Here is a 16,528-nt window from a genome sequence, read left to right as displayed (position 1 = left end):
TTATAAAATTCCTTTTTCTTTCATGAACTGTTTCTCATTGTCAAGGATATTATCATCATCAATCTGACGAACCTTTACTTTAAGAATTTCCAACTCATCCATCATATCTACAAAGTTTTGGAATGTAGATCCTGATGTTGGTTTTACCAGTACAACAAAGTCTCCGGCAACGCCTGAGGCATCAGCTGCTTTTCTATTTTTAACAATAGCATCTTCGATTTGTGAACCTGATTCTATCGTTGGTGCACTTTCGCCAGCTACTCCCATGTACCATGCAACTTTATCGCTTTTACCCAATAAAATTGTCATTGTTTTACTCGCTTTAAGCTCTAATCTGTTTTCAGGTAACTTTTCATTTTTATCCGGCTTTGCAATATCCATCGCTTGTGGCGTAGAGATTACTGTTGTTAAGATAAAGAATGTTACCAAAAGAAACATTAGATCCACCATCGGAGTCATATCAACCCTTGGGGTGGCTTTCTTCCCGCCTGTGTTTAATTCTGCCATTTCTTATTTCTTTTTAGCTTCAGAGTTGGTAACCAATAAAAACTTGTTTACACTTTGTTTCTGAAGTACATCAATAATCTTTTTAACTACCGGATATTCTTCTTTGGCATCACCTTTAATACTGATACGCATATCCTGATTATTAATCTCCTTAGTTGCTTTACGGGCATTTAAAACCCATGAATTTAACTGATTATCAGTCGAATCTGAAGGTATTCCAGGTTGAACCCCTGGTTTCATACGGTCAGCACCATTCATAGCAATAAGCGATTTTAAACTCTGGATAGGAACACCAAAACTTGAGATCCCTGAGAATCTTGCGATTTCTGTAGGAGTGAACGACAATTTGTATTGTTCGCCCATCAGTTCTAATGTTCTCGCTCTTACTTTTGTACCTGCTACTTCGAAGAAAACTTTCCCCTGCCCGATGGTTAAAATCGCATTGTTTTCTACCGGTACCTTAAACTCATAAGTTGAGGAAGGTGTAGAAACGGCTAGTGGTTCTGGTTGCCTCGCTGTAGCAGTTAAGATGAAGAAAGTAAGTAACAATGATGCCACATCACACATGGCAGTCATATCTGTTACTGTACTTGTTCTTTTAACTTTAATTCTAGGCATAATATTTTTTACTAGTTTTTAATAATGATGATCTTTTTTCCGGTTTTCCATAAAGCCGGTAAAAATTTTTTCAAAATTCTTATTTATGCGAACTAGCGTATGTTTGAACGATGCTGAAACCAGCCTCATCGATTGCGTAAGTTAACTTGTCAATTTTAGAAGTTAATACGTTGTACATGATAATTGCCACAGTAGATACCAAGATACCTGTTGCAGTGTTGATAAGTGCCTCAGAGATACCTACCGCTAATGCCGACTGATCCGGAGCACCAGAGTTTGCTAAACCGGCGAATGCACGGATCATACCTGTTACTGTACCCAATAAACCTACCAATGTACCGATTGATACCAAAGTTGCAATAACAGTTAAGTTTTGCTCTAACATTGGCATTTCTAAAGCTGTAGCTTCTTCAACCTCTTTTTGGATGGCAACGATTGATTGCTCAACATCCATGTTGGTATCAGCTTCAACTTCGCTGTATTTTTTCAAACCAGATTTAATTACGTTAGCAACTGAACCTTGTTGTTTATCACACTCAGCTTTTGCAGCCTCGATGTTACCTGCGCTTAATAAACCTTGTACTTTGCGGATGAAAGTATCTAAGCTAGATTTTCCACTTGCTTTACCAATAACGATGAAACGTTCGATAGAGAATACAATTACCACTAATAGTAATCCAACTAAGATTGCTACGATAGGGCCTCCTTTGTAAGCTGTTCCAAGATAGTTACCAGGTAATGGTAATTTCTCTCTGTCACCATCGATAAAGTTACTTCCTTCTCCGAATACGAATCTCCAAACACAGAATCCAATAACGATACAGATTGGAATAACGAATGTTGCAAATACGTTTGAAGCACTAGAAGAGCTCTCTTTTTTAACAGTTGTTGGTTTTGGTGCGTTTGCCATTTTTTTTGAAATTTTAGTTTTAGTTCTTGTTTTTAATTTTTAGCTGTTTTTTCTTATTGTAATACACTCAACGTTTCTTATCCGAAATTGTTGCGAAAAACAAATTTATAAATTGATTTTAAATTACAAATTAATAAATCAATAAGCAATTAAATCGTTACTTAGAATTTAGTTTCGGTAAACCACATAGGGCGTATAACAAAAAAATTGCCCCAGCCGAGGCAATTCTTTCACAATAAAAACTAAAAAAAAATCGAATTGCAAATTTTTCGCTCAAAAAATGCATTTTAAAGTGCATTTAACATAATTTTAACGCTTCGTGTCTGCTTTTTGGTACTTTTGTCAGTTCGAACTGCTTAAAATTTTCTGCAAAGGCATCTGCCAGCTGATAAGCTTTTAAAAAATATTCTTCCTGATTATTCCATGTTTTAGACGGATCTAAAATATCATCGGGCACCCCCGGACAAATTAACGGCATCATTAATTTAAATACATGATGTTGTTTATAATAGTGGTGATTTAAATCTCCGTTTAAAGCCGCTTTAATCATGGCACGGGTATAACTTAATTTCATCCTTTTACCAACGCCATAGGCTCCCCCACTCCAGCCTGTATTTACCAGCCAAACGTGTACCTGGTGCTTTTTCATTTTCTCTCCTAATAAAGCAGCATATTTTGAAGGATGCAAGGGAAGAAAAGCTTTTCCAAAACATGCCGAAAAGGTTAACTGTGGCTCTGTAACACCGGCTTCTGTGCCCGCAACTTTAGCGGTATAGCCGCTCATAAAGTGAAACATGGCCTGTTCTACGTTTAGTTTGGATATTGGAGGCAATACGCCAAATGCATCGGCAGTGAGGAAAAATATATTTTTTGGTACGGCAGCTACAGAAGGCAGGATGGCATTATCGATATAATCTATCGGATAGGCTACACGGGTATTCTCTGTTTTATCGATATTGGAATAATCAACCTCTTTTGTGCCCGGGAAAAAATTGATATTTTCTAATAAGGAACCAAATTTTATGGCCTTAAAGATCTGAGGTTCTTTTTCTTCGGTTAAATCAACACATTTTGCATAACAGCCTCCTTCGAAGTTGAATACAGAATCGTTGCCCCAGCCGTGCTCATCATCGCCAATTAAACCGCGTTCTGGATCGGCAGATAAAGTAGTTTTTCCGGTTCCGGACAGGCCAAAGAAAATGGCGGTATCTCCATCTTTACCTACATTGGCCGAACAGTGCATAGAAAGTGTATTTTTATATACCGGAAGGATGAAATTAAGCACAGAGAAAATTCCTTTTTTAATTTCTCCGGTATAACCTGTGCCACCGATCAGGATCATTTTTTTGGTAAAATTGATGATAGAGAAGTTTTCCTGACGGGTTCCATCAACAGCCGGATCGGCCAGAAAACCCGGAGCGGCAATAATGGTCCATTCGGGCTGGCTTATTAAGTGCTCTTCATCAGGACGGATAAATAAATGATGAGCAAAAAGATTCTGGTAGGCCGTTTCGGTAATTACACGGATGGAAATCGCATAATCCGGATCGGCACAAGCTGAAGCATCGCGTACGTAAATTGTTTTGTTGCTAAGATAACTGGTCAGCTTATTAAATAACTGGTCGAATTTTTCGGGACTTATTTTAATGTTTACATCGCCCCACCAAACCTGGTCTGCGGTTACATCATCGCACACGATAAATCTATCTTTAGGCGAACGTCCGGTAAATTTCCCGGTATCAATGGCCAGCGCTCCTGAGGCGGCCATAGTACCTTCATTATTTAATAATGCATCATCAATTAACTCCTCTGGAGACAACTGGTACTTTACAGCAATGTTCCCGCCGAGATTTAAGTAGCCTAAATCTGGCGCTTGCAGTTTCTTTTTGCTCATAACAATAAGTTAGTTAGTGCAGCAAAGGTAAAGACTTATATAGCACAAAAACGAGTTTTAAAACGTAATTTTTTACATATTGTAGCAAATACACTATGATATAAATATTTAATAATCAATCAATTAAGATATAAATTTAAATATAAAAAAATTTAAAAATATACACTAAGTAAATTAAGGTAAATGGTTTTAGTGGATTTAAATTGTTCTGAATACACGGCCTATATTGGATTGAGGAGGCTATGTTTAGATTCAGGTTTGTTGTTTCCAATTGTAATAACCTGCAACTGTTTTTGAGTTTATCAAAACTACCTCGCCCGCAGGCACCCTCCGAAAAGAATCGGAGCAGGCGCTCCAAAGGAGGGGAATAATTAGGCGCCGGAAAGGCAGGTAACATAAACAGCAGCACAAGCCGGAGTTAATTAAACCTGATAAAAGCGGCAGCTCCCGATTGCAATGGCCTTTAAAAACATTACCAGCATCGGGACTACAGCGGTTAGCAGGGCTGAATTATCGGGAGGAATAATGAAGGATCTTTTCGAATTAACAAAAACCACCCCGTCCTGCAAGCACCCTTCGAAAAGAATCGGAGCAGGCGCTCCAAAGGAGGGAATAATGCGGCTATTTCATTTACTTAAACGTTTTAATAGAAATTTCGAAATAAAATTGAAAAAACATTTGCATTTTAAAAAAATAATCTTCTACTTTACGGTGTACAAAGTACACGAAGACAAGATGAAATTTAACACTTCAATTATTACAACGATTATTATTACCACCGGTATAAACCAGCGGGGCTAATTTGTTGTAAGTTGAAAAAACATAAAACACAGAAAGCGTCCCGATGAAAATCGGGACGCTTTTTTTTTTAAACCCATGCTGAATGAAACCTGTACAAACGAGCATTTTAAACTACAGATGAAGACAGTAACAAACAGCTAAAACCAAAATAGACTAATGAAAGTACTTAAATTCGGCGGCACATCCGTAGGTTCGGCCGAGAACATTAAAACCCTCTTACGCCTGGTTGGCGAAGAAAAACAGAAGAATAGTCCGGTAGTTGTATTATCGGCAATGAGCGGTGTAACCAATTTGCTAACGGATATGGCTGAAATGGCCGAGCGTGGCGAAGATTATGATGCACATTTAAAAGAAATTGAGGCAAAACATTTTGCTGTAATCCGTTCGCTTTTACCGGCAGCTGCCCAGAACCCGGTGTTTACACGTTTAAAAATCTTTTTTAACGAGCTTGAAGATTTATTACAGGCGGTTACCAACCTGCGTGAGCTGAGTTTACAAACGAAAGACCAGATTGTAAGCTATGGAGAACGTTGTTCTACTTTTATGATCAGCCACATTGCCTCGCAAAGTTTGGGTGATGCACTTTATGTAAACGGATCGGAATTGATTAAAACCGACAGTAACTTCGGTCAGGCGAAGGTTGATACGGAGCTGACTGAAATGCTGATCAACAATTTTTACCAGGAAAATAAAGACAAGGTTCTATTTGTAACCGGTTTTATTGCCAGCAATGCGGCAGGCAGGGTAACTACATTAGGTCGTGGGGGTTCTGATTATACTGCAGCAGTTTGGGGTGCGGCCTTGAATGCTGAAGAAATAGAAATCTGGACGGATGTAAACGGCATGATGACAGCTGATCCGAGGATCGTTAAAAAAGCTTTCTCATTGCCTGAATTAAGCTATACTGAAGCTATGGAACTGAGCTATTTTGGCGCAAAGGTGATTTATCCGCCGACGATGATTCCGGCTTTTATGAAGAAAATCCCGATTGTGATCAAAAACACTTTCGAGCCTGACTTTGCGGGAACCTATATCAAAAGCGATGTAAAAGCTTCGAGTTTACCGATAAAAGGAATTTCTTCTATCGATCATATCAGCATTATCAACTTAACCGGTAGCGGTATGGTTGGTAAGGCCGGTTTTAGCGGGCGATTATTCTCGCTCCTATCGCGCGAGCAGATTAATGTGGTGCTGATTACCCAATCCTCATCAGAACACAGCATTACCTTTGCGGTTAAACCAACAGATGCTTCGCAGGCCATTTCTTTAATCAAAAAAGAATTTGAGCTTGAACTGGATGCAAAAAAACTGGAGTTGCCGGAAGTTGAAAATAACCTGGCGGTATTGGCTATTGTGGGTGAAAACATGAAACGCACTCCCGGCATGAGCGGACGCCTGTTTAATGCATTAGGCCGTAATGGTATTAACGTGAGGGCTATTGCCCAGGGTTCGTCAGAATATAATATCTCGGTGATCATCAGTAAAGATGATTTATCAAAAGCAGTTAATGCGGTGCACGATGCTTTCTTTACCGACCTGAAAAGAACATTAAATATTTTTTGCTTAGGCACAGGAAACATTGGTAAAACTTTATTCAATCAATTGAAGGAGCAAATGCCTTTCTTAGCGGCAAATAACGATTTGCAGGTTAAGGTTGCGGGCATCAGTAATACCCGTAAAATGATCTTTAACGCGGATGGTTTATCGCTCGAAAAATGGGAAAACGAATTAGATGCAAATGGCGAGACAGCAGATTTAGCAACTTTTGTAGCCAAAATGAAAGCTTTAAACCTACCGAATTGCGTTTTTGTGGATAATACAGCAGCAGAGGCGCCAATCGAATTTTATCAGGACATATTTGAGAGTAGTATTTCGGTTGTAACCTGCAATAAAAAAGGGAACTCTGCAGATTTTGCACAATATAAATCGTTCAAAGATACCGCACGTAAATTCGGGGTCGATTTTTACTACGAAACCAATGTAGGCGCAGGTTTACCCATTATACGTACGCTAAAAGAATTAATGATGAGCGGTGATAAGGTAGCGCGAATTGAAGCCATTTTATCAGGAACGATTTCTTACATCTTCAATAACTTTAAAGGTGAAGCCGGTTTTTATGAAACGGTAAAAGAAGCGCAGGAATTGGGTTATACCGAGCCAGACCCTCGTGATGATTTGAATGGAAAGGATTTTATGCGTAAAATGTTGATCCTCGCCCGCGATGCAGGTTATCCTTTAGAAGCGAACGATGTAAAAATCGATAACATTTTACCGGAAGCCTGTTTAAATGCCGCCACTGTAGAAGATTTTTATTCGGAACTACAAGCTAATGCGGCCTACTTCGAGAATTTGAAGCAAACCGCAGCCAGCGATGGAAAAGTTTTGCGTTACATCGGCAAGTTAGAAGATGGTAATGTAGAAATCAGCCTTCAAATGGTTGATGACAATCATCCTTTTTATATGCTATCGGGAAGCGATAATATTATTTCTTTCACAACAGACCGGTATAAATCACGGCCATTGGTAGTAAAAGGTCCTGGCGCAGGTGCCGAAGTTACTGCCGCCGGTGTTTTTGCCGATATCATTAATGTAGGCACTTTAAACAACTAATCTGATGAATCCGGTTTTAGCGCAGAAAAATGAAATCCTAAGCCTGGTTAATCAGGCCATGACTGATTTTGAAAGCATCACAGAAGAAACATGGAACGACAAGCCTCAGCCTGCAAAGTGGTCCAAAAAGGAGTTATTGGGTCATCTGATCGATAGCGCATCGAATAATATCCGCCGGTTAATTGTCGGACAATATGAGCAAGGCGTTAAAATCGTTTATCATCAGGATGAATGGGTTAGCTATCAAAATTATCAGGAAACTGATATTAGTGAGGTTAAATCCCTCTGGAAATTATTGAACTACCAGATTAGCCGGGTAATTGAAAATATCCCGGATGAAAAGCTCCAAAATACCTGCGATACCGGAAAAGGAAAAACAGCACTGCACACCCTTGCTTATTTTATTGAGGATTATGTTGTGCATTTAAAATATCATTTAAACCAAATAATGGCATAATGAATATATTAGGAATCGAAAATTTAGGTGCGTTTATCTTAACTGCAATTATAGTGGTTATTACGCCCGGTGTAGATACCATAATGGTTTTAACAAGAAGTATTTCCAAAGGGAAAAATTCAGGTTTATATTCTGCCTTGGGTGTGAGTTTAGGTTTGCTTGTGCATACTTGCGCGGCTACATTCGGCCTATCTCAAATTTTATCAAAATCGGCTATTGCTTTTAGCATAGTTAAATACCTGGGTGCGGCCTATCTTATTTATCTGGGCTACCAATCTTTTACCAACAAGGCTAAACAAGTTGAGATAAAACCCGTTGAAAGTAAAGTTGCAGGAATGAAGCAAATGTTTTTTACAGCGCTTTTGAGCGATATTTTGAATCCTAAAATAGCCCTTTTCTTTCTTGCCTTTTTACCCCAGTTTATCAATAGCAAAGAGATTAATAATCCAGTCCCCTATTTGTTGCTTGGTCTTATTATTTTCTTCATTACCTTAATCTGGTGTTCATTTTTAGCATTAACAGGAAGCAACGTAGCTAAGCACTTTAACCGAAATAAAAATATCGAGATCTGGATGAACAAAACTTCAGGGGTAGTATTTATTCTATTGGGGCTAAAAATAGCCTTAACTAAAAAATAACATTTAAGTTTTACCAAACAGCCAATAAGGCAATCAGTATTAAAGATGCAAAAGAATATAAATGATAATGAACTAGCTCCGGCAGATTTAGAAGTTGGCACTTCTATCCGGGTATTTGCACCCGCAACTGTAGCAAACGTTGTTTGTGGTTTCGACGTACTGGGCTTCGCCGTAAACGAACCGGGTGACGAAGTGGAAATGCGTTTTACCGATACGCCAGGAGTAGTGATCAAAAGAATTACCGGCGATGACGGCCGTTTACCCTTAGATGCTGCTAAAAATACGGTAAGTGCCAGTGTGCAACATTATTTAAAACACATCGATCGTTTGGATGTGGGCGTAGAAATTGATCTCCACAAAAAAATGCCCATTGGCAGTGGTTTGGGCTCGAGCTCTGCCAGTACTGTTGCAGGTTTATTTGCCATCAACAAATTAATGGGCGATTTATTAACCGCTACTGAACTGGTTCCTTTTGCCATGAAAGGTGAGGAACTGGCTTGTGGTTATGGTCATGCTGATAATGTTGCTCCTGCTTTATTGGGTGGTTTTGTGCTGATCAGAAGTTACGAACCACTCGATGTAATCTCGTTGCCAACGCCTGCCGGAATGTATGCCGGCATAGTTTATCCCGAAGTTGATGTACCTACCAAAGATGCGCGACAGATGATCCGCAGTAAGGTTGCGTTAAAGGATGCAGTTACCCAATGGGGAAATGTGGCAGGTTTGGTAAGCGGGTTGTTTATGAATGATTTCGACCTGATTGGGCGCAGCATGAAGGATGTATTGGTAGAACCTACCCGTTCGATCCTGATTCCTGGTTTTGAGGAAATGAGAAAACTGGCGATGGAAAATGGCGCAATCGGGTTCGGAATTTCAGGCTCGGGACCATCTGTTTTCGCATTAACGAAAGATGAAGAAACGGCCAGAAGAATAACCAAATCACAACAGCAACATTTACACAAAATAAATATTAACAGCAAAGCTTTTGTTTCTCCGGTAAACGCGGAAGGACCTAAGGTTATGTAATCATGGAAAATGTAAGATGGAAAATGGACTTTGCAAGTCGGTTTTCCATCATCCATATAACATTTTCCATCATACCTCTTAAACAATGAAACTATACTCAACCAACAATAAAGATTTACGTGTTTCTTTTAAAGAAGCCGTTTTTAACAGCATGCCGCAGGATAAAGGCTTATATATGCCTGTAGAAATTCCGCAGCTTGAAGCTGATTTTATCCAGAACATAGAGAACTATACTTTACCCGAAATTGCTTACAAAGTAGCCTCTATATTATTAAAAGAGGAGATTCCGGCTGAAGACCTAAAGGCTTTAATTGATGATGCCATTAACTTTGAAGCTCCGGCGGTAAAACTAGATGATAAAACCTTTGTTTTGGAATTATTCCATGGTCCATCTTTAGCCTTTAAAGATTTTGGCGCACGCTTTATGAGCCGTGTAATGGCTTATTTCTTAAAGGATGGCGAACAGTTACTGGATGTTTTAGTCGCGACTTCGGGCGATACCGGCGGAGCAGTAGCTTTAGGTTTCTTAGGCGTACCTAATACCAGGGTTACCATCCTTTATCCGGAAGGAAAAGTAAGTCCGATACAGGAACTACAGTTGACCACCAATGGTGAAAACATCAGGGCCGTAGAAGTGAAAGGCACTTTTGATGATTGCCAGGCCCTTGTAAAACAAGCTTTTGCAGATGATGAACTGAATGCAAAATTCCGGTTAACTTCTGCTAACTCAATTAACATTTCGAGGTTGATCCCGCAAACATTTTATTATTTCAACACTTATGCCCAACTGAAAAGACAAGGTTTCAACCATGTGATATTCTCGGTACCAAGCGGGAACTTTGGCAACATTGGTGCAGGTTTACTGGCTTACAAATTAGGGTTGCCTGTTAAACAGTTTATTGCAGCAACCAATGTGAACGATACCGTTCCGCGCTTTTTAGAAAGTGGTGTTTACGAAACCAGGCCATCTACACAAACCTACTCAAACGCCATGGATGTTGGTGCACCAAGCAACTGGGTCCGCATTATGGATTTATTCGATCAGGATATTGAGGCCATTAAAAACGTGGTTACTTCTTATCGCTTTACCGATGATGAAACATTGGAAGGCATCAAAGAAATCGATAACAAATTAAATTATGTGGCTTGTCCGCATACTGCGATTGCGTATTTGGCAATTGAAAAATACAGAATCGAAAATCCATCTGATGGAAGTGCTGCTGTTTTCCTTTCTACTGCACATGCCTGTAAGTTCCCTGATATTTTCCCGGCAGAAATCGCTTCTAAAATAGAAATCCCGGAGCAGGTAAGAGCTTTGGAAAGCAAACCCAAACATGCAGATCAACTGGGGGTGGATTTCGAAGGGTTTAAAAGTTATTTGCTTGAGGGTTAAAGTTAGTCGGGATTTATAATCCCGACTCTTGAGCTAAGGATTTTTAATCCTTATTAAACCTATTAATTATGGCTTTCAAATATTCTGTAACTGATCAAAACGATATTTACTTTATCACTACTACAGTAGTTGGATGGATTGATGTATTTACGCGGAAAGAGCTTGCTCAAGTGATTATTGAAAGCCTTAATTATTGTCAATCAAAAAAGGGATTAATCATTTATGCCTGGTGTTTAATGCCCAGCCATTTACACATGATTGTAAGTGCTGAAGAAAATTATAGACTTTCTGACATTATCAGGGATTTTAAAAAGTTTACCTCTAAAAAAATTATCAGGACAATTGTTGAAATTAAGGAAAGCAGGGAATGGCTTTTAGATAAGTTTTCATTTGCCGGACGAACAAATATCAAAAACAAAGAATACAAATTCTGGCAGGATGGCTTTTATCCAATTGCTTTATATTCAAACGAATTTAAAGATCAAAAATTAGATTATATCCATAACAATCCCATTGAATCTGGAATTGTTTCTGAAGCTGAACATTATAATTATAGTTCCGCTATTAACTATGCTGGTGGTTTAGGATTGTTGGAAGTTGTTTATTTATGAAACCGGAATTTGAAATTGTTTTTAACTATCTGATTTTTAATTATTTACAAATAAAGCAAACCAGATTAAAAATCTGGAGAACGATAGGTCCGGATTATAAATCCGGACCAACTCTAAGGAATGACGTATCTCAGATTAATGCCCCGATTTCATGCTGGTCTGCTCTATTCCTTTCAATCTTTTTGAGCAATAAATACCGAAATACAAGATAAACAGGTAACAGATTAATGGCAGTATAAATGAATGATGAACACCGATTTTATCGGCCACGGCCCCCTGGATAAGCGGCATAATTGCCCCGCCTAAAATGGCCATTACCAATAACGAAGATCCCTGACTGGTATAAGCGCCCAGTTTAGCAATCGCCAGGGTATAAATGTTTGAAAACATAATCGAATTAAAAATCCCGATTCCTAAAACACTATACATCGCCAATTCTCCTTTATTTACCATTGCTGAAATCAACAACAGTACATTTATGGCAGAAAAAATTGCCAATGTCCTGGCCGGTGCAGATTTACCAATTAAAAATCCTAAAAAGTTTAAGGCAATAAATACCAGGAAGAAACTGATCTGTGCAAAAGTTAAATCGACAATGCCATAAATTAAGGCAAAGACCAAAATTACGGTTCCCAGCATATAAATAATCTTTTTCGACTGGCTTAAGGTATGGCTAAGTGAAATTGATCCAACAAAACGGCCAATCATTGCCCCGCCCCAATAAAGCGATAAGTAATTTTTACTCACCACTTCATCCAATCCTGTTATTTCGGGCAGTCTTAAAAAGCTGATGATAAAACTTCCGACAGCCACTTCAGCTCCAACGTAACAGAATAATGCAATAATTCCTCTGGTTAAATGTGGAAATTTTAATACGCCTAAGCCTTTAACCTGCTCTTCTTCTTCAGGCTGAAAAGAAGGCAGTTTTACGTAAAAAATAAGCAAACCTACCAACAGCAATATCGCTGCAAATATTAAATAGGGAATTCGTGTAGCAGAAGCGCTGAAACTCCCATCAGCTTCTGAAAAGAATTCGAAAATTAAATGACCGCCTAAAATAGGTGCAATGGTTGTTCCAAAAGCGTTAAAGGCCTGCGTTAAATTTAAACGGCTTGAAGCGCTATCTTCCGGGCCTAACAGTGAAACATAGGCATTAGCAGTAATCTGCAGAACCGTGAATCCTAAGCCAAGTACAAATAAAGCGCCTAAAAACAATGGATAAACAGAATAGGTTGCTGCCGGAAAAAATAAAGCACAACCAATAGCGGCCAATACAATCCCAAAAAGAATTCCTTTTTTATAGCCTACTTTGTTGATTGGATCGCCTTTGATGTAAGAAATCAAAAAATAAATTAACGAGCCTACAAAATAGGCTCCGAAGAAACAAAATTGCACCAGCATCGACTCAAAAAAGCTCAATTTAAAAAGCTGCTTCAAATATGGAATCAAAATATCATTCATGCAGGTAATAAATCCCCACATGAAAAATAAAAGGGTAATGGTAACGAGAGGAACGGCGTAATTTGGTCGGGACTGGCTTTCAGCAATTTTGTTATTCATTTATATATTGATATTATTTAACCGGGTAAAGCTAGTCCAATAATTGTACTGGCTGGCTTTAACCACAGATTAGTTACTGTTTTTTTACTTTCAGTAATTAATGTTGGAACAAAAAATCCCGGTTCTCACCGGGATTTTTATTATTTAGTATTTTGTGTCTTTAAAGTTCTGAGTTCGCGCTTCAGTTCTTCAATTTGTTGCTGTTGCTCTTTTATACTGGCAACCAACAGCGGCACCAAACTTTCGTAATCAACTTTGGTAATGGTTGCACTTTTGAATGCATTTTTACCTGCCGGATAGTCTTTAGCCTGTACTGAAACGATTTCCGGGACAGCAGTTTTGGCATCAGCACCTACGAAACCATATTGCGGCTTTGCAGATAGTTTTAATTTATTGGCCCAGGCTTTATCGTAATTAAAGCTTACAGGCTGGAGTTTGGTAACCTGACTCAGTGCATTTTCTACAGGTGTTACATTATTCTGCACAACTTCCTGTGCACTTATTTTTAAAGATGCAGCGATTAATAGCACTACAAATGAAATTGCTCGTTTCATATCTTGTTTTTTATAAATTTTAAATGGATTATTGGTTTCACATTTTGTGAAACAGCGCATTTAGATTAAGATATGCTTAATGCAGAAGGAGGCGGGGTTAAAACTTCAGGAAAGTATGCCAACTGAAAGGAATGATTGAGAATGATGACTTTTTTTGAAGTTTGAAGTGGAAAGTAAACAGACTCCTGAAATGCAATCTGATACACTACATATTCAGTTTCTATTTTCTTTTCTTCCTTTTCTGTTGCATCATCATTTATGGATGAAAACTCAATATGATCAGTAGAATAGCTTAAATACGACATCACATGGCTCACTTTTAAGCAAAAAGTTAGCGCTATGCAGGCAATGATCACGTATTTAAAAGCATAAAATTTCATTGTTGCAAATATAAGCTGTATGCTTTTAAAACAATAAAATATAGGTTAAAGTTCTGTAAGAATTTCTGCCATGATTGCAGTAACCAGCTCAACATCCTCTTCTTTTGTCCGCCAGTTTACGAAAGCAGCACGAATTCCTTTCTTGCCATTATAAAAAGTTGGCGTCATAAATACTTTTCCACTTGCATTTAATTTAGTTAAGAATGGTGAAACTAAACTTTCATCCGTTAATGAAAAACAGACCGTATTTAAGCGAACAGGAGCTAATAATTCGAAATTTGGGTTCTCATTTATAAAGCCCGCGAATTTTAAAGCGTTTTCAACATTGCTTTCTACAATTTCCTGATAGCCTGCTTTCCCATAACTGGTGAGGGTAAACCATGCCGGTAAAGCTTTTAAACGTCGGGAATTTTCGGGCAGGAAGTTTAAATAACTGAAATTCTCCATAGGGTTACTCAAATAAGCCGCATTAGAATTCTGGAAAGTTTCTACCTGCAACAACTGGTGTTTATCTTTCACAAAAAATACGGCACTTTCATAAGGCACATTTAACCATTTGTGGCAATCAACCGTAATGCTGTCGGCATTTTCCCAGCCTTTAACCAGGTGGCTGTATTTAGGGGAACAAGCTGCAAAACCACCAAAGGCGGCATCAATGTGCCACCAGAAATTGTATTTATCTTTTAATGCATTGATTGCTTCAAAATTATCGAAATCGACTGTATTTACTGTTCCGGCACTAGAAATTAAAATGAATGGTTCGCCATGTAGCGCTTGTATTTTCAGTTCCAGATCGGCAACATCCAAAGCTTCGCGATTGCCTTGCATTACCTTTACCTGAATTACATTGCCACTGCCCAAACCCAGCATCGACAATGATTTAATAGCTGAGGAATGTGGCGTAGCCGATAATATATTCACCTTACCGGAAAGCCCTTCTCTCGCAAAATCTTTACCCAGCTGTTTACCAATCCATTGCCTGCCGACGGCAAGGCAAGTAAAATTTGATAAAGTAGCTCCCGTTACAAATCCACCAAAAAAATCTTTGGGGAGATTAAACAGCGAAAGCAATAACTGAATGGTTTCCAGTTCGATTGTAGCAGAAATATCTCCGCCACCATTTGCACTTTGCGTATTTTGATCGTAGATAGTTGAGAGCCAATCGCCTGCAATAGCAGCAGGTGTTGTTCCTCCGGTCACAAAACCCCAGTATCTCGGGCCAGAGGAAGCCACCATAATGGGCTCAAAACGCTGGTTAAATTGTTTTAAGGCTTCAATGGTTCCGGTACCTTGCTCGTTTAAATCACCAATAATCTCCACATCACCCGAACTGGCTGTCGACCGTTCATGAATTTGATTTAAATAATCAATTCCTTGTTGTTTAACCCCGGCGAGTATGACATCGAGGTTTTGTTCGTCAATATTTAAATTATTCATAGTGATCTTGTTTAAGGAAAAAGAAAAACGATAACCTTACGATACAAAATAGCTTTTTTGCTCGTCGAGATTTTGTAATCTCGTCGAACTGTACTGTGGATTTTAAATCCACAAAAAGATATCTGAAGACGGGATTGCAAATCCCGACTAACAATAGCCTACTAAAAAATAGCTTTTGCGATCTTTTTGGTTTGCTCAGGGCGACCCATCGTATAAAAGTGTAATACCGGAGCGCCAAAATCGATCAGTTCTTTACATTGTTTAATCATGGCTTCTGTACCAATTTCTTTTGCTTCGTTGTTATTTTTAGCGTGAGAAAGTGCATCGGTTAATTCATCAGGTAAATCAATGTGAAAAATTTTAGGCAGCACATTTAACTGCGATAAGGTACTGATCGGTTTCAATCCAGGAATAATTGGAATATTAATGTCGTTTTCCCTACATTTTTTTACGAAATCGAAATACTTCTGGTTATCGAAAAACATCTGTGTTACGATAAACTCTGCACCGGCTTCTACCTTCTTTTTCAAATATTTGAAATCGGTACTCATATTTGGTGCTTCAAAATGTTTTTCAGGATAACCGGCAACACCTATACAGAAATCACTTTTAAAGGTTTCTACGTCTTCGTGCAAAAATTTACCTTCGTTATGGTTTTTGATGTGTTCGATTAAATCTGTTGCATAACAATGTCCGCCAGGAGTTGGCACAAAATTTCCATCTGCTTTTCGGGCATCACCACGCAATGCCAAAACATTATCGATACCTAAAAACTGTAAATCGATCAGCGCATTTTCAGTTTCTTCTTTAGTAAATCCACCGCAGATTAAATGCGGAACGGCATCAACCTTATATTTATGGATAATGGCCGCACAGATAGCAATCGTACCCGGACGTTTGCGGTAAGATACTTTTTGAAGCAAACCATTGGCCTGCTCTTTATAAATATAATCTTCGCGAAGCGATGTTACATCAATAAAAGGAGGATTAAATTCCAGCAGAGGCTCTATTGCATCGTAAATCCATTGAATACTTTGCCCTTTTACAGGTGGTAATAATTCGAAAGAGAATAAGGTTTTACCCTTTGCGTTTTTTATATGGTCTGTAATCTTCATACCGTAGTTTGGTTGTC

General features: G+C 38.6%; 15 protein-coding genes. 6 read left to right on the top strand and 9 right to left on the bottom strand.

Features of this window, described 5'->3' with window-relative positions:
- The 4 genes from ACTJKC_RS10340 to pckA all read right to left on the bottom strand — a co-directional run bounded on the left by ACTJKC_RS10340 (position 1) and on the right by pckA (position 3,929).
- A complete protein-coding gene (locus ACTJKC_RS10340; RefSeq protein WP_025146312.1) occupies positions 1 to 507 on the bottom strand; it encodes an ExbD/TolR family protein in 507 nt (168 codons plus the stop codon).
- 3 nt (positions 508 to 510) lie between these two features.
- Positions 511 to 1,125 (bottom strand): biopolymer transporter ExbD, encoded by a 615-nt coding sequence (locus tag ACTJKC_RS10335; RefSeq protein WP_344852147.1) that lies wholly within the window; start codon positions 1,123 to 1,125, stop codon positions 511 to 513.
- 79 nt (positions 1,126 to 1,204) lie between these two features.
- Positions 1,205 to 2,035, bottom strand: a complete 831-nt coding sequence (locus ACTJKC_RS10330; protein WP_108197404.1) for a MotA/TolQ/ExbB proton channel family protein — start codon at positions 2,033 to 2,035, stop codon at positions 1,205 to 1,207.
- A gap of 298 nt (positions 2,036 to 2,333) precedes the next feature.
- Positions 2,334 to 3,929, bottom strand: coding sequence for a phosphoenolpyruvate carboxykinase (ATP) (gene pckA, locus ACTJKC_RS10325; protein ID WP_440791661.1), 1,596 nt, complete (start codon positions 3,927 to 3,929; stop codon positions 2,334 to 2,336).
- Between the two features lie 957 nt (positions 3,930 to 4,886).
- Between pckA and thrA the strand changes: the two genes are divergently transcribed.
- The 6 genes from thrA to ACTJKC_RS10295 all read left to right on the top strand — a co-directional run bounded on the left by thrA (position 4,887) and on the right by ACTJKC_RS10295 (position 11,465).
- The gene (thrA, locus tag ACTJKC_RS10320; protein ID WP_440791659.1) at positions 4,887 to 7,340 is read left to right on the top strand and encodes a bifunctional aspartate kinase/homoserine dehydrogenase I; all 2,454 of its coding nucleotides are present in this window, start codon (positions 4,887 to 4,889) and stop codon (positions 7,338 to 7,340) included.
- A gap of 4 nt (positions 7,341 to 7,344) precedes the next feature.
- Entirely contained in the window at positions 7,345 to 7,797 is a 453-nt protein-coding gene (locus ACTJKC_RS10315; RefSeq protein ID WP_440791657.1) for a DinB family protein, read from the top strand.
- Positions 7,797 to 8,435: a LysE family translocator gene (locus ACTJKC_RS10310; protein WP_440791655.1), complete on the top strand. Its 639-nt coding sequence runs from the start codon at positions 7,797 to 7,799 to the stop codon at positions 8,433 to 8,435. Before ACTJKC_RS10315 ends, ACTJKC_RS10310 begins: the two co-directional genes overlap by 1 nt.
- A 45-nt stretch (positions 8,436 to 8,480) precedes the next feature.
- A complete protein-coding gene (locus ACTJKC_RS10305; RefSeq protein WP_440791653.1) occupies positions 8,481 to 9,461 on the top strand; it encodes a homoserine kinase in 981 nt (326 codons plus the stop codon).
- 85 nt (positions 9,462 to 9,546) lie between these two features.
- Positions 9,547 to 10,854: a threonine synthase gene (gene thrC / locus ACTJKC_RS10300; protein ID WP_440791652.1), complete on the top strand. Its 1,308-nt coding sequence runs from the start codon at positions 9,547 to 9,549 to the stop codon at positions 10,852 to 10,854.
- A gap of 68 nt (positions 10,855 to 10,922) precedes the next feature.
- Positions 10,923 to 11,465, top strand: coding sequence for an REP-associated tyrosine transposase (locus ACTJKC_RS10295; protein ID WP_440791651.1), 543 nt, complete (start codon positions 10,923 to 10,925; stop codon positions 11,463 to 11,465).
- A 135-nt stretch (positions 11,466 to 11,600) separates the two neighbouring features.
- On the opposite strand, the gene ACTJKC_RS10290 is transcribed toward ACTJKC_RS10295, so the two are convergent.
- From ACTJKC_RS10290 to metF, 5 genes are all read right to left on the bottom strand, one after another.
- On the bottom strand, positions 11,601 to 13,025 hold the full coding sequence (locus tag ACTJKC_RS10290; protein WP_440791649.1) for a sugar MFS transporter: 1,425 nt from the start codon (positions 13,023 to 13,025) through the stop codon (positions 11,601 to 11,603).
- Between the two features lie 140 nt (positions 13,026 to 13,165).
- A complete protein-coding gene (locus ACTJKC_RS10285; protein WP_440791647.1) occupies positions 13,166 to 13,579 on the bottom strand; it encodes a tail fiber domain-containing protein in 414 nt (137 codons plus the stop codon).
- 65 nt (positions 13,580 to 13,644) lie between these two features.
- Entirely contained in the window at positions 13,645 to 13,959 is a 315-nt protein-coding gene (locus ACTJKC_RS10280) for a hypothetical protein (RefSeq protein ID WP_440791645.1), read from the bottom strand.
- A 45-nt stretch (positions 13,960 to 14,004) separates the two neighbouring features.
- The gene (locus ACTJKC_RS10275) at positions 14,005 to 15,396 is read right to left on the bottom strand and encodes a pyridoxal phosphate-dependent decarboxylase family protein (RefSeq protein ID WP_440791643.1); all 1,392 of its coding nucleotides are present in this window, start codon (positions 15,394 to 15,396) and stop codon (positions 14,005 to 14,007) included.
- A gap of 161 nt (positions 15,397 to 15,557) precedes the next feature.
- Positions 15,558 to 16,511 carry a methylenetetrahydrofolate reductase [NAD(P)H] gene (gene metF, locus ACTJKC_RS10270; protein WP_121284300.1) on the bottom strand — a complete coding sequence of 318 codons (954 nt, stop codon included), beginning with the start codon at positions 16,509 to 16,511 and terminating at the stop codon, positions 15,558 to 15,560.
- Between the last annotated feature and the right edge of the window lie 17 nt (positions 16,512 to 16,528).

Source organism: Pedobacter sp. 22226 (assembly GCF_052045455.1).
Classification (GTDB): domain Bacteria; phylum Bacteroidota; class Bacteroidia; order Sphingobacteriales; family Sphingobacteriaceae; genus Pedobacter; species Pedobacter jeongneungensis.
Note: the sequence above shows the minus strand (reverse complement) of the source record. Positions and strands in the feature narration are given on the sequence as shown.